Raw genomic sequence first — 19,602 nt, 5'->3', positions numbered from 1 at the left:
GACCGAAGCCTAGAAGGGGCGTGTGCAGAGGACACTGCCGTAGTCGTGCATATTTGGTGCACATGGACATCTCGGCGTATCTGCGCAGGCTCGGACTCGAGGCCGCCCCTCCTTCACTCGACCTGCTGAAGGCGCTGCACGTCGCGCACATCGAGCGCGTGCCGTACGAGGCGCTGGAGATCTGGCTCGGCCGGCCGACCACCGTCGATCCGGCCGAGTCGGCCGCGCGGATCGCGCGCGGACGCGGCGGCTACTGCTTCCACCTCAACGGCGCCTTCTCCCTGCTGCTGGAGTCGCTCGGCTACCAGGTGACCAGGCACGTCGGCGGGGTGCACAGCCACGGGGCCGAGCCCGCGATCACCGCCAACCACCTGGCTCTCACCGTGCGCCTCCCCGAGGGCGACTGGCTGGTGGACCTGGGGCTCGGCGACGCCCTCCACGAGCCGCTCCCCCTGGCCGAGGGCCGCTACCGCCAGGGACCCTTCGAGTACGGCCTGCGCCCCTCGACCGTCGCCCCCGGCGGCTGGCACTTCGACCACGACCCGCGCGGCTCCTTCGCCGGCATGGACTTCGGCATGGAGCCGGCCCACATGTCGGCCTTCGAGCAGATGCACGGGCACCTGACGACCTCTCCCGAGTCCGGATTCGTCAGGGTCGCCACCGTGGCACGCCGCGACGCCACGGGTGTCGACATCATGCGCGGGCTCGTCCTCACCCGGGTCGAGGCCGAGACCGGCGCCACGACCATGGAGACCTCAGCCGACTACTTCCAGGCGCTCGACGACGTCTTCGGCCTGAGGTTCGACGCCGGCGAGCGGGCGCTGCTCTGGGACAAGGTGTCCAGGGCTCACGCGGCCTGGACGGCCTCGGCGAGCACCTCGTCCACGGGCGACGCCTTGACCCCGAGCACCTCCTCGGTCTCGGAGTAGTCCACCACGTAGGGCAGCCCCGGCGTGTGCAGGACCTCTCCCAGCTCGGCCCAGAACGGGTCGGTGAACGCGAGCAGCGCGAGATCCCTCTCCGTCATCGGTTCGAGCCTCGGCGCGGGCGCGCCCGCGACGTCGGCCAGCCTGGTCGCCAGCGCGCGCACCGAGAGCGTCGTCACAGGCACGTGCCACGCTCGGCCCCACACCCGGTCATCCCTGGTGGCGGCGACCAGCGTGCGGGCGACGTCGCCGATGGCCGCGTAGCTGTGCGACACGTCCAGCTCCTGGGGGACGAGGGCGAGCGCACCCGAGAGCACCTGCGGCTGGACCAGGAGGCTGAACTCCGACACCACGTCCCTGCCGTAGAACTGGGCCGCGCGCACCTCGGTCACCCGCGCGCCCGACGCCAGCGCCTCCTCCCACATCGCCGCCCTGACCCTGCCCTTGGGACCCTTGGCCAGCAGCGGCAGGTCGGGGGTGATGGGGCCGTCCACGAGGCCGTAGCCGTACAGGTTGCCGAGCATCACGTACCGCGTGCCCGTCCGCTTCACCGCCGCCAGCAGCGAACCGGCCAGCGGCGGGAACTCCTTGGGCCACAGGTGGTAGGCGGGGGCGGCACAGTTGATCAGTGTGTCGGCGCCCTCGAGGAGCCTGGTCAGCTCGGGGGTGTCGGTCGCGTCCGCCGCGACCCTCTCGATCAGCGGGTGCTCGGGTCCCGCTCCCTTGCGGCTGATCAGGCGCACCCGCTCGCCGTCCGCGGCGAGCAGCATGGCCGTACGGCTGGCGGTCGCCCCAGCACCCGTGATCACATGAAATTTCTGCATATCGCCACCCTGGCTTTCCGTCAGAGCATGCGATAGTGGCCTGAATGCCAACCATCCGGAGGATCTGGCCATGCATCGGATCGCGGTCGTCATCACCCCGCCCGTCATGAGCTTCGACGTGTCGATCCCGCACATGGTCTTCCAGAACGTGCCCGGTTACGAGATCGGGGTCTGCACCGCCGTACCGGGGCGGCTCGACACCATCGGCGGCCCGCAGATCCACGTCCCTGACGGGCTCGACCTGGTGAAGGGCGCCGACACGGTGATGGCCGTCGGCAGCGGAGGCGAGGACGCCCACCCCGACACCCTCGACGCCCTCCGCGCCGCCCACGCCGCAGGGGCGCGCGTCGCCTCCCTGTGCACCGGCGCCTTCGTGCTCGCCCAGGCCGGACTCCTCGACGGCCGCGCCGCCACGACCCACTGGGGGCTGACCGGCGACCTAGCCCGCCGCCACCCGTCCGTCGACGTCCGCCCCGACGTCCTCTACGTCGAGGACGACGGTGTCTTCACCTCCGCGGGCGCCGCCGCCGCCATCGACCTGTGCCTCCACCTGGTGCGGCGCGACTTCGGCGCCGCCGCCGCCAACGCCGCCGCCAGACTCGCCGTCGTCTCCCCCGTACGGCCCGGCGGCCAGGCCCAGTTCATCGAGACGCCGCTCCCTCCGGAACGCGGCACCTCGCTGGCCGCCACCCGTGCGTGGGCGCTCTCCCAGCTCGACAGGCCGCTGACGCTCAAGGACCTGGCCGCCCACGCCAGCACCAGCGTCCGCACCCTGACCAGGCGCTTCCACGCCGAGACCGGGCTCAGCCCACTGCAGTGGCTGCTCCACCAGCGCGTCGACCGCGCCCGCGAGCTCCTGGAGACCACGGACCTGCCCATGGACCAGGTCGCCGGGCGCAGCGGCCTCGGCAGCGCCGACTCCCTGCGCAAACACCTCACCACCAGGGCGGGCCTGACCCCGACCGCCTACCGCGCCACCTTCACCCGCCAGCGATGATGGTGGCAATTCATCACAAACCGCTATCGTGCTGTCTCGCTGCACGCGGTTGGACGGAGAAATCACCATGAACGGCCAACGCCGGCTGGCCGGACGCTATCGGCTGCTGAACACCCTGGGCACCGGGTCGCTCTGGCTCGCCGCCGACGACCTCATGCGCCGCGACGTCGGGATCAGAGAGGTACGACTCCCGCCGGACCCCGCATCCCGCAGAGACCTGTGCGGCGCGGTCGGGCGCGAGGTCGGCCTGGTCACCGGACTCGGCCACGCCTCGATCGAGGCCGTCCACGAGGTGATCGTCGAGGACGGCCGTCCCTGGCTGGTCGTCGACCTTCCCCAGGGTCCCTCCCTCGAGCAGACCGTCCTCGAACGCCATCCCCTTCCCCCTGTGCAGGTCGCCCGCATCGCGGTGCACCTGCTCGCGGCGCTGCGCGCGGCGCACAGGGTGGGGGTCGTCCACGGCGACATCCAGCCGTCCACCGTCATCCTCACGCCCACGGGACGGGCCGTGCTGACGGGGTTCGGCGTCTCCACCCCGTTCCGGCCGCCGGGCGTGGGCCCTGCGGCCGACCTGTGGTCGCTGGCCGCGACGCTGCACTTCGGCCTCGAGGGCCGCCCTCCGCAGCCGGGCCAGCCGATCGGCGGACCGCTCGGCCCCCTTCTGACCGACATGCTCCACCCCGACCCGGCGGCCCGCCCAACGGTCGAAGCAGTCGCCACCGCCTTCGCCGACCTCGCCCAACCCGCCGCCCTGCCCTCCTCATCCACCGAACCGCCCCTCCCGAGCCCCTCCCCCGAGCCGCCTTCCCCCTGGACCGCCCAGAGCGGCCCCTCCCCCGAGCCGCCTTCCTCCTGGACCCCTCAGAGCGGCACCTCCCCCGAGTCACCCTCGTCCGGGGCTCCCCAGAGCGGCTCCTCCACCGAGCCTCCCTCGTCCTGGTCCCCGCTGAGCGAGCCGTCCCGTGGCGGGGCGTCTCCCGACGAGCCGCCCTTCGCGGGTCCCTCCAACGGACCTTTCACCGAGCCGCTTCTCTCCGGGCCTTCCTCCGATGGCCCTTTCGCGAAGCCTGGCGGTCCGTCCGCCGCCGCGGGGCCGGTGGCCGGGCAGCCCTCGTGGGAGCCCTCCCCTGATACCGGCGCCCCCGCCTCGGCCCCGCCGCCGCCCTCGTGGGAGCCCACGCCCATCTCCGCGACACCTCCGTCGGAGTCGTACGGCGTGCCGCTGTCCTGGGAGCCCCTGCCGGTTCCCGATGCCCCGACGTTCACCCCCGCCCGCCCGGTCGTGCCCCCCGCCACCGACCACTCACCGACGGACGACCGGCTCACGGAAGCGGCCCCCTATGCCTGGGACGACGCGTCCCCGTCAGCCGCGTCGCCACCACCGGACGAACCGGACGCCGAGGCCACCCAGCGAACCCCCCTCCCAGCGCCCCTCTCCGAAGAGAGGGACCTCGCTCAGGAGGTCGCGGCCCGGGAGGACACCAGCCCCCTCCCCACCAACCAGAGCCTGACCTTCGACGCGGCATCCGACCTCGATCCTGATGCCTCAGGCCCCGGAGCAGCGCCGCTGGACGCCGAGGGCCCCGCAACCGACCCGGAAATCACCCCGCCCTGGGACCCCACTCCAGGCCAGGAACCCGCAACACCCGCCCCCAAGGCAGGACAGGAAGACGCCACCCCAACCTGGGACGCAAGCACGCCACCGCAGGCGACCGCGACACCAGCCCCGGACGCCGGGACGCACCCGCCGGACTCCGAAATGCCATGGCCAACGGGCGCGGCCCCGGAGCCGGGCACAGGGATGCCCGCGCCAGGGGGCGCCATTCCGGAGCCAGGCATGTGGATGCAGGGGCCGGAAGGCGCGATGCCGTGGCCGGATGCCCCCATGCCAGCCTCCGGGTCGGTGATGCCCGAGCAGGGGGGGCAGCCTTGGGAACCCGTGGGCAGCGGGCCCATCCCCACGGGTATGCCGGGCCATGCCGGTGTGCCCGGGCCCGCCGGTGCGCCGGGACCTGCAGGCGTACCCGGACCTCCGGGCGGGCCGGCTCCCATGGGCGGCCCCGTTCCGGCGGGTGGCCCCGGTCCCGTGGGTGGCCCCGGGCCCGTGGGCGGGCCATTGGGGCCGGGGGTGTCGTATCCGGCTGGTGGGGGTGCTTCCGCTGCCGGTCAGGGGGAGCGGCCTTCGCTCTTGCGTCGGGTCCTACGGCGGGGTGGCAAACAGGGTGCCCAGGCCGTTCCGCCGACTCCACCGCACCCTGCCGCACCGCCCCCCTCGTGGGGACCGCACCCAGCCGTACCCCCCATGGCGGGAACACCTTGGCCACATGGCGCGCCACCACCTCCCGGCACGCCCCCGCTTCCCGGCACAACCCCGCCGCCTGGGATGCCCCCGCTCCACGGGATGCCGCCGCCACCCCCTGGGGCACCACCGGCCAACGGGCTGCCCTGGGCTCCTGACATGCCGCAACCCAACGCCATGCACGCGGCTCCCGAAATGGGACCGTCCAACGCGATGCACCCGGCGCCCGATCTGGCGCCGCCTGCTGGAATGCCGCCGGCACCGGGGATCCAGCTACCGCTCGGCGCGCCAGCGGTCCTCGGAGCGCCGCCGTCCGATGGATCGGCGACGTACTCTGACGCGCCGCACCACAGGGCCGGGGAGCCGGAGGCGGGTGCCGCGTCCGGTCCGTGGGCTGAGCCTGCGCCCCAGGGAACATCCCCCGACGCCTGGGGACCGCCGCCAGGAAGCGGCCCTCAGCAACCGTGGGGCCCGCCCCCAGGGAGCGGCCCGCAACAGCCGTGGGGACCACCTCCAGGGAGTGACCCTCAGCAGGACTGGGCACCGCCTCCTGGAAGTGGCCCTCAGCGGCCATCGTCGCCGCCCCTTGGGAACGACGGCCCGCACCCATGGGGACCGCCGCCTGCCCAGGACTCCGCTGGTGGATGGGCGCCGCCCGCCAGCGCGCCCGGCTCCGAACCTCCCGCAGTGTCGCAACCGTGGACGCCCAGTCCCGAAGGGTGGGGAGCGCCCCCGGATCAGGTAGCACAGCCTTGGGTGCCCGGCCCTGAAGGGTGGGGAGCCCCTGCGGGCCAGCCGCCACAACCGGGTCCAACCGACTCGAACGGATGGGGAGCCCCTGCGGACCAGCCACCGCAGCCCGGTCCAACCGACCCGAATGGATGGGGAGCCCCTGCGGACCAGCCACCGCAGCCCGGTCCAACCGACCCGAATGGATGGGGAGCCCCTGCGGGTCCGCCGCCACACTCGGGTCCATCCGAAGCACATGGTTGGGGGCCGCCGTCAGGGCAAGCGCCGCAGCCGGGTTCACCTGACCCGCACGGTTGGAGACCGGTGCCAGGGCACGTGTCGCAGCCGGGTCCGCTCGACCCCCACGGTTGGGGGCCGCCGCCAGGGCAGGCGGCGCAGCCATGGGCTCCCGCCGCCGATGGGTGGGGAGCGCCGGTGGTGCCGGTGGCTCAGTCGTGGGAGATCGGGGTCGACGCTGCCCCGCCCGTGCTGGCCGCGGAGCACGGAGAACCCGAGCCGGCCCCCATCGTGGAGACGACGGCACCGTTCAGGCGTCCGGCGTACAGCGGTCCCCTGGTGCTCACCCCTCCCGCCGAAGAGCGGGAGACCGCCGCCAGAGTCCCCGACAAGCCGGTGCGGACCCTGGACCAGATGCTGGCCGAGGACGGCTTGCTGACGCCGGAGGGCGCCGCCCGTCTGGGGCTGGCCGTGCTGGATCGACTGGAGTCCGTGCACGGCGTGGGCGGGCAGCACGGGGACCTGCGTCCGGGCAGCATTCTGGTCGGAGGGGACGGACAGGTGACGCTGGCCGATCCGTCAGCTGCGCCGGAGCTCTCGCCCTACACCGCGCCCGAGGGTGGCGTCGGGCCCGCGGCGGATCTGTGGTCGTTGGGCGCCACGCTGTTCACGGCCGTCGAAGGGCGTCCTCCCGCGCCGGGTGCGCCGCTGACGAGGGCGGGGGTGCTGGCTCCCGTGCTGTTCCGCCTGCTGTCAGGGGTTCCGGCCCAGCGGCTCACGGGCGATGAACTGCGCCTGGACCTGCGGACGATCGCCAACGAGCCCAGCCACCCCTCCCCTGGGGGCCGATGACCGCCACGACTCGCCGCCACGAAGACCCAAGGTCTCGTCCTGAGCGGGCTTGACGAGCGCACCGAAGCCCACCACGATCCCCCCAAACGGTGCCGGAACAGCAGCCGGCACCGCCATCAGGCTATGCCGCCATGAGCTGACTCGACCTTTCCGACCGCCCGTACCTGCAGGTTCAGATTGTTCTGAGTGCTTCGGTGGGTTGCATGCGGGCGGCGCGGAGGGCGGGGAGGAGTCCGGCGACGGCGCCGATGGCGATGGCGGCGCCGAGTCCGCCTCCCCAGGCCAGTAGTGGCACCACGGTGGCCCACCCTTTGAGGTGGGCGTAGATGGTGGTGGCCAGGACGCCGAGGGCCACGCCGAGTGCGCCGCCGAGCGCGGCCAGCAGGATCGCCTCCGCGAAGAACTGCAGGCGGATAGTGCCCTTGGTGGCGCCGAGGGCGCGGCGCAGGCCGATCTCGGAGCGGCGTTCCAGGACGGAGATGACCATGGTGTTGGCCACGCCGATGCCGCCGACGAGCAGGGCGACCGCGCCGAGGCCGAGGAACAGGCCGTTGAGCGCGGATTGGGCGGCGGCGCGGGCCACCAGGGCGGCCGAGGGCCGACTCACGCTGACCTCGCTCGCCGCCTGCGGGTTGGCGGTCGCGGCCAACACCTTCTGCACGTGCTGCACCTGGTCGGTCTGGGCCCGCACGTAGACCATGGACGGATGGCCGTCGAAGTGCAGGTACTTCTGCGCGGCCGGGTACCCGACCAGCACCGAGGAGTCGATCTCGGGCGTCAGCGTGGCCGGGTTCAGTACGCCCGCGACGTAGAACCACTGCCCGCCGACCCAGATGCGCGCGCCGGCATGGATCTTCGCGATGCCCAGCCGGGCGGCGGCGGCCGACCCGAGCACCGCGACCGGCTGCTCGGCGGTCGCCGCGTTGAGGTACCGGCCCTGGGCGACGGTGGTGCGCACGGCCGCGGGCAGGTTCAGGCTGACGGCGTTGACCGTCAGAGCGTTGGTGTTGAAGCTGGGGATATACGGACTGCGGTACGCGTTCACAGCTGTTTTGCCGGTGTGCTCCACCATCTCCACCGGGCCTATCCGGGCGATCATTCCCGGCGCCTGCATGGGGAGCTTGGCATCCCCGCCGCCCAAGGTCTGGCCAGGGGCGACCTTGAGGAGGTTGGTGCCGAGTTTGTCGATTTCGGCCAGCAGTCCGGCCTGGGAGGAGGCGGACAGGCCGAGCACGGCGACCATGGCGGCGACGCCGATGGCGATACCCAACGCGGACAGGGCGGAGCGGGTACGGCGGGTGCGCAAGCCGACGCCGGCGGTGCGGGCCAGGTCGGCCGGGTGCAGCCGGCCGGGGACCTTGATGGTCATGGCAGCCGCCTTTCCAGCGAGACGTCGGCGATGATGTGACCGTCGAGCACCTCGATGCGGCGGGGCAGTTGGGCGGCCAGTTCTCGATCGTGGGTGATCATGATGATGGTGGCGCCCTCGGCGTTGAGCTCGTTGAGCAGCTTGAAGATGGCGGCGCCGGAGACGCTGTCGAGGTTGCCGGTGGGCTCGTCGGCCAGCACGATCGCCGGGGTGCCGACCAGCGCGCGGGCGATCGCCACGCGTTGGCGTTCGCCGCCGGACAGCTCCGGCGGGCGATGGTCGAGGCGGTGGCCGAGCCCCACTCGTTCCAGCGCGTCGGCCGCCGCTCGCATCCGGGCCCGGTGGCGAGTGCCCGAATACAGCAGGCCGTCGGCCACGTTCTCCAGCGCGGTGGCGTGCTGGGCCAGGTAGAACTGCTGGAAGACGAACCCGATCCGGTTGGCCCGCAGCCCGGCCAGTGCCCGGTCGGACATGCGCGCCACGTCGTCGCCGACGATGCGGACCGTTCCCGAGGTAGGCCGGTCCAGGGTGCCCATCACCTGCAGCAGGGTCGACTTGCCCGAACCCGACGGGCCCACGATCGCCACCAGTTCGCCCCGCCGTACCGAAAAGCTGGCCTCTTCCAGCGCGATCACCGGGGAGGCGCCGGGGTAGATCTTGGTGACCGCGTCCAGTTGCAGTACCGGCTCACCGCTCATGTGGCCGGCACCACGATGTTCTGGCCGGCTGCCAGGCCGTTGCCGCTGACCTCGACCTTGCCCGCGCTGTCGTCGAAGAGCCCGGTCTTGATCGGAATCAGCCGGTGTTCGCCGCCAGGCTCGACGACCTCGACCGCGTACCCGCCACCGGCCAGCGCCAGGAGCGCGTTCACCGGCACCGCCAACACATCCTTCACCGTGTCGGACACGATGGACACCTGCACCGGCGCCTGATCCAGCCGACCCGTCGCCTTCGGCCGCAACGGTCTGATCCGTACGTCGATGGTGGTGCTGTTGTCCGCCTTGGTGGCCACCTTGCCCACCGACGAGACCACTCCCGGAGTGGACTTGCCGGTCGGCAGCGAAATGGTGACCCTGTCGCCGACCGCCACCTGCGACTGCTGGCCGGCGTTCAACATGACGCTCACTTCCCGGCGGGTCGAGGAGGTCCGCACCACGACCGATCCGGCCGTCGTCATACCCCCGTGGACCGCGATGACCTTGGTGACCCTGATCTTCTTGGCCGGGACGAACACAACGTGGCCGAGAGTCAGGGTCCCGGTCTCGGAGAGCCCAGCGGCCTCCTGCAGCTCTTTGACCGCGTAGTAGGTCTGCCTGCCGAAGTAGGTGGAATCCGGGTCGATCTCATCCTTGGCGGCATGGCCGAGAGCGACCAGCGCAGCGTTGAGCTGACGGACGTCGGCGCCCTCCATCCCCCAGGACAGGTCCCGGTAGATCGGAACCGCACCGTACAGCAGGACCACCGGCTTGCCGTCCACCCGATAGAGCGTCCTGCCCTGGACGACCACCTGGCCCACGGCGGGCAGTTTCGTGACCGTGCCACTGGCCTTGTTGACCACCTGGTAGTCGCCGGCGTAACCGAGTGTCCCGTTCTCCAGGGTCCGGGCGGACAGGGCACCCTTGGTCACCTGCGCCAACCCGGTGGGCGCGGCACTCTGGGCGGGCGTGCCCTTCGCCTCAGCTCCGAACGGATCGGCCACGACGAATCCCACGCCCGCCGAGACCACGATCCCCACGACGACGGCCGCCATCAGTCCGCGCCGGCCGGCACTCACGAGTCGCCTCCCGGTCCCGTCTTCGCGATGTTCTGCGGCTGGTACTTCGCGCAGGCGGCCTCCGCCTTCTTGAACTGCGGCGACATGGGGTCGATGCCCTGGGGGAGCTTGAAGCCGCCGTTCCCCGCGGGATCGGGGAACTGCGACACGCCGTTGTCACGCATGCACTTGGCGTACTTGAGCTTGTCCGCCGAGGACCACTGATCCTCAGGCGACTTCACCTCGGGTGTGCCAGGCATGAACTGCTTGCAGTGACTCTCCGCCTCCTTGAACTCCGGAGAGGTGGGGTTGATGGAGTCGCCCTGCCCGAACGCGAGGACACCTCCAGGTTTCGGGTCGGGGAAGTCCGGCAGGCCGTTCTGGCGCATGCACTTGGCGTAGGCCAGCAGGTCGCCATTCCCTGTGGCGGCCTGCGTGGCGGTGGGCGCCGAGCCGGCCTGGGGCGCCACGGACGCCACGGTCCTGCCCGGTCCTTCGCTGCTCCCGCAGGCCGTGGCGGCCAATGCGACAGTCGTCAGCAGGACGGCCATCGCAAGAGTCCGGCGCCCCTGGCCACGGTTGGTGATGCCATGCATTTCGGTCTCCATCATGTCGAATTCGGCTGTGAGGTCGTTTCCTACGACGCCACGGGCACCCCGTCGCAACCTCGGCCGATTCGGCCAGTGGTGAAGTACCGCAGCAGCTCGGCGGTGCAGTCGGACTGCGGAACCTTGGTGACCGAACCGTGCAGGTCGTCGTCGACGGTGAAGAGCGTGCCGCCGACGGCGGTACGCATCTGCTTCGTCCACTCATAGGGGGTGATGACTTCGTGGCGGTGCCCGACCAGCACCAGCGATCCTCCGGTACGGCGGAGCGGCGTTTCCTGCACCGGCAGTGGCCACCCGGCGCACTGGACGGAGAACCTGGCGCCGCGGCCGGTCACCGGGTGCTCCTCGAGGTTGCGCTGGTAGGCGGCCCAGGCGGCGGAGAAGCCGAGCCTGCTGGGGTCCTCGTTGCAGGCGACGCCCTGTCTCATCGTGGTGTTCTGGATTTCCGGTGCGCCAGGTGGCATGCGCGTTCCGGTGTTGTTGAAGATCTCCTTGATGGCGGGCGGCGCGGTGGTGCCGGTGACGTCGCGCAGCTGCGCGAGCGCCTTGCCGGCCCTGCCCCAGTCGGGCGAGTTCTGGCTGGCCAGCATGGACACCACGCCGCCGTCGATGGGCATGGGCAGGTCAGTGAAGGTCTTGGGCTCGGCGTCGTAGGCGCGCAGCAGCGCCAGAATCGCCGCTCGCACCTGCTTCTGCGTGCTGCCGAAGCCGTAGGTGTCGTGGCGCTCGGCCAGCCACGCCGCCATGCGCGAGAAGTTCCGCTCGGCCGCCGCCGCGCTGGCGACCGTGTACTCGTCCTGGCGGTAGCGCGGGCCCATCACGCTGTCCAGGAACATGCGCCCGACATTGCCGGGGAAGAGGCTGCGGTAGACGACGCCGAGCCGGGTGCCCCATGACACGCCGATGAAGTTCAGCGTGCGCTCGCCCAGCCCGATGCGCACCCGGTCGACGTCGCGGGCCACGTTCGCGGTGGTGAGCCGGCCGAGGAAGTCCCGATCGGAGCGCCCGCAGGCGATGTTGGCGGCCACCTCGCCGTCGTACATGCGCTTCGCCGCCTCCCTGGTCAGCGGTCCCGCCTTCTCTCCACCCGGGTCGCGGGTGGTCGCTTTCCCTTCCGCGCCGGTCGGCTTCTGCTGCCCGGGGGCCGGACAACTGACCTTGGTGCTGTAGCCGACGCCGCGGGGATCGAACCCGATCAGGTCGTAACGGTCGTTGAGCCGCCGGCCCTGCTCGCCGCGCAGGATGAGGTCAAGGGGCATGAGATATCCGCTGACGCCAGGACCGCCCGGATTGAGGAAGATGCTGCCCAGCCGGCGCGCCCGGTCCACGGCCTCGAGCCGGAGGAGCGCGACAGTGATCTGCCGGCCGTTCGGCTGGCGATAGTCCAGCGGCACCTTGGCCGTCCCGCATTCGGCCCGCTTCATCAGGGCGCGGAACCGCGACATCTGCTGCCCGGTGAGACCGCGGGCCTCCAGCACCTCGTCGGAGTAGGCGGGACAGGCGTGCCACGCGACCGCGGAGTCCGCCGCGGTGGCGGTGGGCAGGCCGGCGACCAGCGACGCCAATGCGATGGTGACCACGGCGGCCGATCGGCTCGCCTGGAGTCCACGTTGAGTCATGTGATCACTGTGCTGGCGGCCGATCTGCACCCGCGTCCGTCTCCAGACCCACAGTCGGGTCTGTCGCGAGATGTATCCCGGCCCCTCAGGATCTGTCTTCCGACAGATGCGGCCGCACCTGGCCGGGCCGTAGGCTCACCCCGTTATGACACAGCAGTCGGCACGCGCCCTCCACGCCTGGTCACGCCGGCCGGCATCGCGGGACGCGACGCTGGCCTCCGCGCTGCTCGCCGTCTGCGTGCTGGTCAACGACCCGAACACCATCGTGCGCCAGTTGGTCGGCAACTCGGCCGACGACGGGCAGATCGCACTGTGGTGGGTCGCCACGGTGTGCGCTGTGGGGGCGGTCGCGCTGCGTCGCCGCCGGCCGTTGCCGATGCTCGTCGTGTGCGCGCTGGCCAGCGCGGCCCACGTGGCGCAGGCCGTACCTCTCATGATCATCGACCTGGCCGTGCCGATCCTGCTGTACACCATCGCCGCCCGCCACCGCTGGGCCGTCTCACTGGCCGCGCTGGCCGCGCTGCTGCTGCTGGCCACCGGCTGGAGCCTGCAGTACGCGCTCCACGCACGCCTGCCACCGGAGGTGCCGCACACCCTCCACGCGGTCACCACCGTCCCCACCGTGCCGGGCTCATCCCAACCTGGCGGGAACGCCATGGTCCGCCAAAGCGCCTGGGCCAACGCATGGAGCGGCCTGCCCGTGCTCGGCTCCATCCTGGCCGCCGCCTGGGCGATCGGCTCCAGCACCCGCAACCGGCGCGCCTATCTCGACCAGCTGCACGCCCGCGCCCAAGACCTTGAACGCGAACGCGATCAACAGGCGGCATTGGCGGTGGCCGCCGAACGCGGCCGCATCAGCCGGGAACTCCACGACGTCGTGGCACACGGCCTCTCCATTATGGTGATCCAGGCACAGGGCGGCGACGCCGCGCTGGATCATCGCCCCGCCGACACCCGGGCCGCCCTGGAGACGATCATCAAAACCGGACGCAGCTCTCTGGCCGACATGCGCAGTGTGCTCACCGCGGTCGGCGAAGTCGACGACGCCTGGCACCCGCAGCCCGGGCTCGGGCAACTGTCCGCCCTGCTCACCGAGGTCAGAAAGGCAGGTACGGCAGTGCGGCTACAAATCGAAGGCGCCCCCATGGCGCTGCCGTCCACCGCTGACCTGTCGGCCTACCGCATCGTGCAAGAAGCGCTCACCAACACCATCAAACACGCCGGCACCGGCGCGAAAGCCGAAGTCACCCTCTCCTACCACCCGACAGAGGTCAGGATCGAGGTCAGCGACAACGGGCACAGCACGACCACCACCCCCGACGGCGGCAACGGCCTGCGCGGCATGCGCGAACGCGCCAAGCTCCTCGGCGGCAGCCTCACCGCCGGCCCCAGACCCCACGGCGGATTCACCGTGCGGGCGGCGCTGCCCATCCGACACGACACATGATTCGCATCCTCCTCGCCGACGACCAGGCCCTGGTCCGCACCGGCTTCCGGATGATCCTGGAGAACGCGCCGGACATGCAGGTGATCGGCGAGGCGAACGACGGCGCCCAGGCCGCGGCGATGGCCCTCCAACTGCGACCCGACGTCGTGCTGATGGACGTCCGCATGCCCGACGTCGACGGCGTCGAGGCCACCCGCCGCATCTGCGCCGGCGACACTGCCGGCCGCACCAGGGTCCTCATCCTGACCACCTTCGACCTCGACGAGTACGTCTACGCCGCCCTGCAGGCCGGGGCCGGCGGGTTCCTGCTCAAGGACACCCTCGCCGCCGACCTGCTCTCGGCCATCCGCGTGGTGGCCCGCGGCGACGCCGTCGTGGCGCCCAGCGTGACCCGCCGACTCCTTGAACGCCACGTCGGCACCGCGTCCGCTCAACCCACCCCCACCGCGGACCTGGACGTCTTGACCGAACGCGAACGCGAAGTGCTGGCGCTCATCGCGCGCGGCCTGTCCAACACCGAGATCGCCGCCCGCCTCCACCTGTCGGAAGGCACCGTCAAGACCCACGTCAGCCGGGTGCTGTCCAAACTCGGCGTACGCGATCGGGTGCAGGCCGTCGTACAGGCCTACGAGTGCGGCCTGGTCCGACCGGGAACCGTCGAGTGAGGCGCCTGTCTCGAAGGGGCGCCGTGACGGCGGGACGGTGGGCGCACGAGGAGCGTCCCCTGGGCGGGCGGTGACCGGTGACCACGGAGGCGCCCTACCCCGCGACAGCCGTACGGCAGGCGAAATGAGATATATCGCGGATGGAACCGCGCGGGGGCTGCCGATCGTTGAACGGACGACGCAGAATGTGGAGAGGCGGGGCACGGGCTCCGCGTTCGGAGGGATGTTGAGGATGTCGCCCGTCCAGAAGTACGCCATAGGCGCCGGCGTGGCCGTGCTGCTGTCGTGGATCTTCCTGCCCGGCTGGCTCACCCTGCTGGTGGTGCTCGGCGTGGTCGCCGCCCCGGTGGTCGGCTACATGATGCTCGACCCCTCGCAGCGTGAGCGCCTCAAGAGGGCCCGCCGCCGCGGGATCGGCAGCTAGACGTCAGGGGGCGCGGGAGGCCGTCAGGCCGCGATGGTCTCCTGCACCCTGGCCGTCACCTTGCGCTCGATGACGAACGACAGCAGCGGCACCGTGCCGGCCAGCATGACGCCGAGCATGTAGCCCCAGGTCCAGCGCGCCTTCATGCCGAGGTTCAGCACCGCGATCAGGTAAAGCATGTAGAGGAACCCGTGGATCGGCGAGACGATCTTGGAGGGCTCCGGGATGTCGAAACCGTACCTGAGCACGATGGCCGCGCACAGGATGAGCAGCATGGTGCCGACGATGTACGCGAGGACCCGGAAGGGCTTGAGAGCGGACTCCACGATCATCAACCTTCTAGAAGGACTTCGGGGGACTTGCTGGCGGACGAGGAACGTACGGCGTCGCGGACGAAGTGGAACCACATGAACACGGCGAACCCCGCGAAGATCCACCAGTTGGCCGCGTAGGCCAGGTTGCGCCAGGTGAGCGTGCCGCCCGTGACGGGTGGCGCCACCTTGACGGGGGTCAGGCCGGGGGTCCGCGCGACCACGAACCCGTTGCGCACCTTCTCCCCTCGCCACAGGTTGATCAGCTCGGCGGTGGAGACCGTCTGCACCTGCCCGGCGGGCACGCCCCCCGCCCTGCGCTGGACGCTGTCGGTGCCCTCGGGCGCCCGCAGCCGTCCGCTCACCGTCACCTGCCCAGGTGGTACGGCGGTGCCGGGGTCGTCGGCCTCGGCCACCCAGCCCCGCACGACCGGCATCACCGTGTCGTCGGGCAGCACGAGCGGAGTGAGCACCCAGTAGCCCTGGCCTCTGGAGACGTTGCCCCCGGGAGCGGCCACGTCGGGCCTGCGGTCGGCGACGAGCAGCTGCCTGGCCGAGTCGTAGGTGCCTGTCGCGGTGACCTGCCGTCCGACCGAGGGACCCTCGATCTGGGCGCCGACCCTGCTGAGCGTCTCCACGGCGACCGGCGCGGGATCGACGGCGCTCTGCGGCTTGCCCGACTCCTCGAACACGCCGAGCTGCCAGCGGCCGAGCAGGATGAAGGACACCAGAACCCCGATCGCGAGCAGGTGCATCCCCAACATGCGAGGGGCGAGCAGGGTTCTGAGCATGGATTCACGGTATCCGGCCACCCCGCCGGTCCGATAATCGAGTGGCCTCGCCGAGTCATGCCAAATGGTGCAAATCCACCAGCTGATCCGGCTAGAGTGCAACGCATGTCTGACCAGCACATCGATCCCGCGGGGAACACTCAGCAGTTCCGCGCGTTCGCCGAGCGGTCCGAGCAGGAGTCCGCGGCCCCGCCGAAGCGCTCGGCCGCCCTACCGATCATCGCCGTGGTCCTCGCGATCGCGATCGTCGGCGTGGTCGCCTACCTGCTCCTGGTCTAGCGCCCAGGAGCTCCCCCACCCGCCGCTCGACGAGGTCGCGGCGGGTGTTCGTCGTACCCGAAGACGCGCCCCGCGCCGGGTGTCCGTCGTACCCGGAGACGCGCCCCGCGCTGGGTGTTCGTCGTACCTGAAAACGCGCCCCGCGCCGATCTCCGCCGCCCCGCTATCCCCCGCTACGCGGCACGGGCCCTCGCCCCCCTCGCGAGCCAGACGCGCGAGCGCGAGCCACCACATCGAGTACGGCATGCCCCCAAAGAGCGCCGTGGGGCTGCCTCGCCATGCCTGACTTCGAGAGCCGCGGCGGCTGACCCCTGGACCTCACCAGGGAGTGCTAGCTACATTGGACTTTGTGTCCAATAAAGTCGACCTGGACAGGTTCCGCGAGTTGCAGCGACTCGCCTACCGCGGCGCCGAGCACGTCGCCTCCCGGCTCGAACCCGGCGTGACCGAGCGCATGGCGGCCGCCGCGCTGCGCAGGTGGCTGGAGCGCCACGGCGTCGACGACTGGTTCCACGTCCCGTTCGCCTGGTTCGGCAACCGCACCGCCTTCCGCCGTTTCCGCTTCCCCACGCAGTTCCTGCCGACCAACACCCGCCTCGCGGACGGCATGCCGTACGTGCTGGACGCCGCGCCCGTGATGGACGGCTACGTCGCCGACATCGGTTACGCGGGCCGCCTGGGCCCGAACCCCACCTGGGACCGGCTGGACAGGGATCTGTCCGTCCACCGCGCGACGATCCTCGACCTGGTACGGCAGCGGCGCACGTTCAGCGACATCTACCGCGAGGTCGACGACCTGATCAGGCGTCAGGGTCACACCAACAGGCACCAGGTCTACCCCGGCAGGGTGATCGGCCACCAGGTGGCGCGGATCCGCCTGGGCGGCCCTCGCTTCGTCGTCTTCGACTCCTTCGGCGTCCGGACGCTCAGGACCGTCGGCAGGGAGCTGATCAAGGAGCGGCTCGAGGGCCGCTCGCCGCTCTGGGCGGGCGGCGCGGCCTCGGCCCATCCGCCCACTCCCGGGCTGTGGGCGGTCGAGCCCCACCTCGGCACGGACGGCGACCGCGTGGGAGCCAAGTTCGAGGAGATCCTGGTCGTCACCGAGAACGACGCGTTCTGGCTCGACGACGACCTGCCCCATGTCCACCGCTGGAGGTCGGCGTGATCCAGCCGCGCAGGGTGCGCTTCTCGTGGGAGGAGACGCCGCTCCACTGGGTGCCGGGCGACCCCTTCACCACCCACCTGATCAACGTGCTGCACCTGCTGTTACCCGCGGGCGAGCGCTGGTTCGTGCACGTCTTCAAGCAGGCGCTGCCGTACGTCACGGACGAGAAACTGAAGGCCGAGGTCAAGGGGTTCATGGGGCAGGAGGGCACGCACGCCGTGGCCCACCAGCGCGTCCTCGAGCACATGAAGGAGCAGGGCCTCGACCCCACGCCCTACGTCGAGAACGTCGAGTGGCTCTTCGAGCGCATGCTCGGCGACCACACGATGCCGCCGATGGCCAGGCGGTACTGGCTCAACGAGCGGCTGGCGATCATCGCGGCGATCGAGCACTACACCGCGGTCCTCGGCGACTGGATCCTGCACGCGAAGCCGCTGGACGAGGCGGGCGCCGACCCGGTGATGATGGACCTGCTGCGCTGGCACGGCGCCGAGGAGGTCGAGCACCGCAGCGTCGCCTTCGACCTGTACGACCACCTCGACGGCTCCTACGCGCGCAGGGCGCGCACGATGCTGATGGCCGGCCCCGCCATGATCTTCCTGCTCAAGCGGGGGGCGGGGTTCCTGCTGGCCAACGACCCGGTCGTGGCGGGTCGCCTCACGGCCAAGTGGACCCACTTCTTCCGCCGGTCGCGCCAGGGCAGGGTGCCGACCATGCGCAGCCTGGCCATGGCCGTGCCCCGCTACCTGCGCCCCGGTTTCCACCCCAGCCACGAGGGCGACCTCGAGGCCGCCCTCGACTACATCGCGATCTCCCCCGCGCACGCCGAGTTCGAGTCCTACAGGAGGGCCCGTGGAAACCAGTGACAAGCCGGGAATTGTCATCATCGGTTCTGGCTTCGCCGGGATCGGCATGGCGATCAAGCTGAAGGAGGCCGGCTACCACGACTTCGTCATCCTGGAGAAGGCCGAGGACCTGGGCGGCACCTGGCGCGACAACACCTACCCCGGGTGCGCCTGCGACGTCCCCTCGCACATGTACTCCTACTCCTTCGAGCTCAACCCCGGCTGGTCACGGATGTTCTCCCCTCAGGAGGAGATCTGGGAGTACCTGCGAGCGTGCGGGTGGAAGTACGGCATCGACTCCCATATTCGATACGGCAGGCACGTCGTGAGCCTCGAATACCTCGGCCGCGAATGGGAGATCACCACGGCGGACGGCGAGACCATGCGGGCCAACGCGGTGATCTCCGCCATCGGCGCCCTCCACATCCCGAAATTTCCGGAGATCGAGGGGCGGTTTGCCGGGCCCTCGTTCCACTCCGCCGAGTGGGACCACACGGTCGACCTCAAGGGCAAGCGTGTCGCGGTCATCGGCACCGGCGCCTCGGCCATCCAGTTCGTCCCCCGGATCGCCACCGAGGCCGCCCACCTCACGCTCTTCCAGCGCACGCCGCCGTGGATCCACCCCAAGCCCGACTTCGCCGTCCCCCCGGTCATGCGCCAGGCGCTCAGGCTGCCCGGAGCCTCCCGGACGCTGCGCAACGGCATCTACTGGGCTTTGGAGACCAGGGCGCTGGGCTTCGCGGTCGACCCGCGGCTGATGAAGGTGCACGAACTCGTGGCCCTGCGGCATCTCGAACGCCAGGTCCCCGACCCGGAACTGCGCCGAAAGCTCACCCCCGACTACACGATCGGCTGCAAGCGCATCCTCATCTCCAGCGACTACTATCCGGCCCTGACCAGGGAGAACGTCTCGCTCGTCACCGACGGGATCGCCGAGCTGCGCGAGCACGCCGTCGTCGACGCGACGGCCCGGGAACACCCCGCCGACGTGGTGATCTACGGAACCGGCTTCAAGGTGACCGATGCCCTGCAGGAGCAGCGGATCGTCGGCAGGGAAGGGCTGAAGATCCAGGACGCCTGGCAGGACGGCATCGAGGCCTACTACGGCATCGCCACCGCGGGCTTCCCGAACCTGTTCTTCCTGCTGGGCCCCAACACGGGGCTCGGTCACAACTCGGTCGTCTTCATGATCGAGTCGCAGGTCCGCTACGTGATGGACTGCCTGCGCCTGCTCTCGAGGACGGGCGCGAGGGCGATCGACGTCAGGCCCGAGCGGCAGCGGGCCTTCAACGAGCGGCTGCAGGAGCGGCTGAACCGGCTGGTCTGGACGGAGGGCGGCTGCCGTTCCTGGTATCTGGACGAGCACGGCGTCAACAGGACGACCTGGCCGGGCTTCACCTTCGAGTACTGGGCGCGTACCAGGAAGATGAAGCCCGACGCGTTCGAGCTGATCTACTAGCGG

Annotated in this window: 19 protein-coding genes and 1 pseudogene; 11 read left to right on the top strand and 9 right to left on the bottom strand. The window is 71.0% G+C overall.

Going from position 1 to position 19,602, the window contains the following annotated elements; all coding sequences use genetic code 11:
• The first annotated feature begins 62 nt into the window (after positions 1-62).
• Entirely contained in the window at positions 63-929 is an 867-nt protein-coding gene (locus H4W81_RS42810; RefSeq protein WP_192780020.1) for an arylamine N-acetyltransferase family protein, read from the top strand.
• On the opposite strand, the gene H4W81_RS42805 is transcribed toward H4W81_RS42810, so the two are convergent.
• Entirely contained in the window at positions 848-1,750 is a 903-nt protein-coding gene (locus H4W81_RS42805; RefSeq protein ID WP_225959058.1) for a Rossmann-fold NAD(P)-binding domain-containing protein, read from the bottom strand. The genes H4W81_RS42810 and H4W81_RS42805 overlap by 82 nt on opposite strands.
• Before the next feature lie 70 nt (positions 1,751-1,820).
• On the opposite strand from H4W81_RS42805, the gene H4W81_RS42800 reads away from it, so the two are divergent.
• Entirely contained in the window at positions 1,821-2,747 is a 927-nt protein-coding gene (locus H4W81_RS42800; protein WP_192780019.1) for a GlxA family transcriptional regulator, read from the top strand.
• 67 nt (positions 2,748-2,814) lie between these two features.
• A pseudogene (locus H4W81_RS50275) lies at positions 2,815-3,234 on the top strand (protein kinase domain-containing protein); the annotation flags it as partial.
• A gap of 374 nt (positions 3,235-3,608) precedes the next feature.
• Here the strand turns inward: H4W81_RS50275 and H4W81_RS48105 are convergent.
• The gene (locus tag H4W81_RS48105) at positions 3,609-4,073 is read right to left on the bottom strand and encodes a hypothetical protein (protein ID WP_225960926.1); all 465 of its coding nucleotides are present in this window, start codon (positions 4,071-4,073) and stop codon (positions 3,609-3,611) included.
• A gap of 2,137 nt (positions 4,074-6,210) precedes the next feature.
• On the opposite strand from H4W81_RS48105, the gene H4W81_RS48100 reads away from it, so the two are divergent.
• Positions 6,211-6,864, top strand: coding sequence for a protein kinase family protein (locus H4W81_RS48100; RefSeq protein ID WP_225960925.1), 654 nt, complete (start codon positions 6,211-6,213; stop codon positions 6,862-6,864).
• A 172-nt stretch (positions 6,865-7,036) separates the two neighbouring features.
• Here H4W81_RS48100 and H4W81_RS42790 read toward each other — a convergent pair whose 3' ends face one another.
• From H4W81_RS42790 to H4W81_RS42770, 5 genes are read right to left on the bottom strand one after another with little or no spacing between them, the layout of a single operon-like run.
• The gene (locus H4W81_RS42790; RefSeq protein ID WP_192780017.1) at positions 7,037-8,233 is read right to left on the bottom strand and encodes an ABC transporter permease; all 1,197 of its coding nucleotides are present in this window, start codon (positions 8,231-8,233) and stop codon (positions 7,037-7,039) included.
• Positions 8,230-8,931 carry an ABC transporter ATP-binding protein gene (locus tag H4W81_RS42785; RefSeq protein ID WP_192780016.1) on the bottom strand — a complete coding sequence of 234 codons (702 nt, stop codon included), beginning with the start codon at positions 8,929-8,931 and terminating at the stop codon, positions 8,230-8,232. The genes H4W81_RS42790 and H4W81_RS42785 overlap by 4 nt, the downstream gene beginning before the upstream one ends.
• Positions 8,928-10,007 (bottom strand): peptidoglycan-binding protein, encoded by a 1,080-nt coding sequence (locus H4W81_RS42780; protein ID WP_192780015.1) that lies wholly within the window; start codon positions 10,005-10,007, stop codon positions 8,928-8,930. The genes H4W81_RS42785 and H4W81_RS42780 overlap by 4 nt, the downstream gene beginning before the upstream one ends.
• Positions 10,004-10,582 (bottom strand): hypothetical protein, encoded by a 579-nt coding sequence (locus H4W81_RS42775; RefSeq protein WP_192780014.1) that lies wholly within the window; start codon positions 10,580-10,582, stop codon positions 10,004-10,006. Before H4W81_RS42775 ends, H4W81_RS42780 begins: the two co-directional genes overlap by 4 nt.
• A 41-nt stretch (positions 10,583-10,623) precedes the next feature.
• Positions 10,624-12,213, bottom strand: a complete 1,590-nt coding sequence (locus tag H4W81_RS42770; RefSeq protein WP_192780013.1) for an alpha/beta fold hydrolase — start codon at positions 12,211-12,213, stop codon at positions 10,624-10,626.
• 145 nt (positions 12,214-12,358) lie between these two features.
• Between H4W81_RS42770 and H4W81_RS42765 the strand changes: the two genes are divergently transcribed.
• From H4W81_RS42765 to H4W81_RS42755, 3 genes are all read left to right on the top strand, one after another.
• A complete protein-coding gene (locus H4W81_RS42765) occupies positions 12,359-13,660 on the top strand; it encodes a sensor histidine kinase (RefSeq protein WP_192780012.1) in 1,302 nt (433 codons plus the stop codon).
• A complete protein-coding gene (locus H4W81_RS42760; RefSeq protein WP_192780011.1) occupies positions 13,657-14,325 on the top strand; it encodes a response regulator in 669 nt (222 codons plus the stop codon). Before H4W81_RS42765 ends, H4W81_RS42760 begins: the two co-directional genes overlap by 4 nt.
• Before the next feature lie 232 nt (positions 14,326-14,557).
• Positions 14,558-14,749 carry a hypothetical protein gene (locus H4W81_RS42755; RefSeq protein ID WP_192780010.1) on the top strand — a complete coding sequence of 64 codons (192 nt, stop codon included), beginning with the start codon at positions 14,558-14,560 and terminating at the stop codon, positions 14,747-14,749.
• A gap of 23 nt (positions 14,750-14,772) precedes the next feature.
• Here the strand turns inward: H4W81_RS42755 and H4W81_RS42750 are convergent, their stop codons facing one another.
• Together H4W81_RS42750 and H4W81_RS42745 are read right to left on the bottom strand one after the other, a co-directional pair.
• Complete coding sequence (locus H4W81_RS42750) at positions 14,773-15,075, bottom strand: DUF3817 domain-containing protein (RefSeq protein ID WP_318782429.1); 303 nt, start codon at positions 15,073-15,075, stop codon at positions 14,773-14,775.
• Positions 15,076-15,080: 5 nt separating this feature from the next.
• Positions 15,081-15,851, bottom strand: a complete 771-nt coding sequence (locus H4W81_RS42745; RefSeq protein ID WP_192780008.1) for an SURF1 family protein — start codon at positions 15,849-15,851, stop codon at positions 15,081-15,083.
• A gap of 105 nt (positions 15,852-15,956) precedes the next feature.
• Here H4W81_RS42745 and H4W81_RS42740 point away from each other — a divergent pair, with 105 nt between their 5' ends.
• The 4 genes from H4W81_RS42740 to H4W81_RS42725 all read left to right on the top strand — a co-directional run bounded on the left by H4W81_RS42740 (position 15,957) and on the right by H4W81_RS42725 (position 19,599).
• Positions 15,957-16,130 carry a flagellar basal body-associated FliL family protein gene (locus H4W81_RS42740; RefSeq protein WP_192780007.1) on the top strand — a complete coding sequence of 58 codons (174 nt, stop codon included), beginning with the start codon at positions 15,957-15,959 and terminating at the stop codon, positions 16,128-16,130.
• Between the two features lie 349 nt (positions 16,131-16,479).
• A complete protein-coding gene (locus H4W81_RS42735; protein WP_192780006.1) occupies positions 16,480-17,295 on the top strand; it encodes a M24 family metallopeptidase in 816 nt (271 codons plus the stop codon).
• Positions 17,292-18,161 carry a metal-dependent hydrolase gene (locus tag H4W81_RS42730; protein WP_318782428.1) on the top strand — a complete coding sequence of 290 codons (870 nt, stop codon included), beginning with the start codon at positions 17,292-17,294 and terminating at the stop codon, positions 18,159-18,161. Before H4W81_RS42735 ends, H4W81_RS42730 begins: the two co-directional genes overlap by 4 nt.
• On the top strand, positions 18,148-19,599 hold the full coding sequence (locus H4W81_RS42725; protein WP_318782427.1) for a flavin-containing monooxygenase: 1,452 nt from the start codon (positions 18,148-18,150) through the stop codon (positions 19,597-19,599). The genes H4W81_RS42730 and H4W81_RS42725 overlap by 14 nt, the downstream gene beginning before the upstream one ends.
• The last annotated feature ends 3 nt before the right edge of the window (positions 19,600-19,602 follow it).

Origin of the sequence: Nonomuraea africana, from assembly GCF_014873535.1 — a bacterium.
Classification (GTDB): domain Bacteria; phylum Actinomycetota; class Actinomycetes; order Streptosporangiales; family Streptosporangiaceae; genus Nonomuraea; species Nonomuraea africana.
Note: the sequence above shows the minus strand (reverse complement) of the source record. Positions and strands in the feature narration are given on the sequence as shown.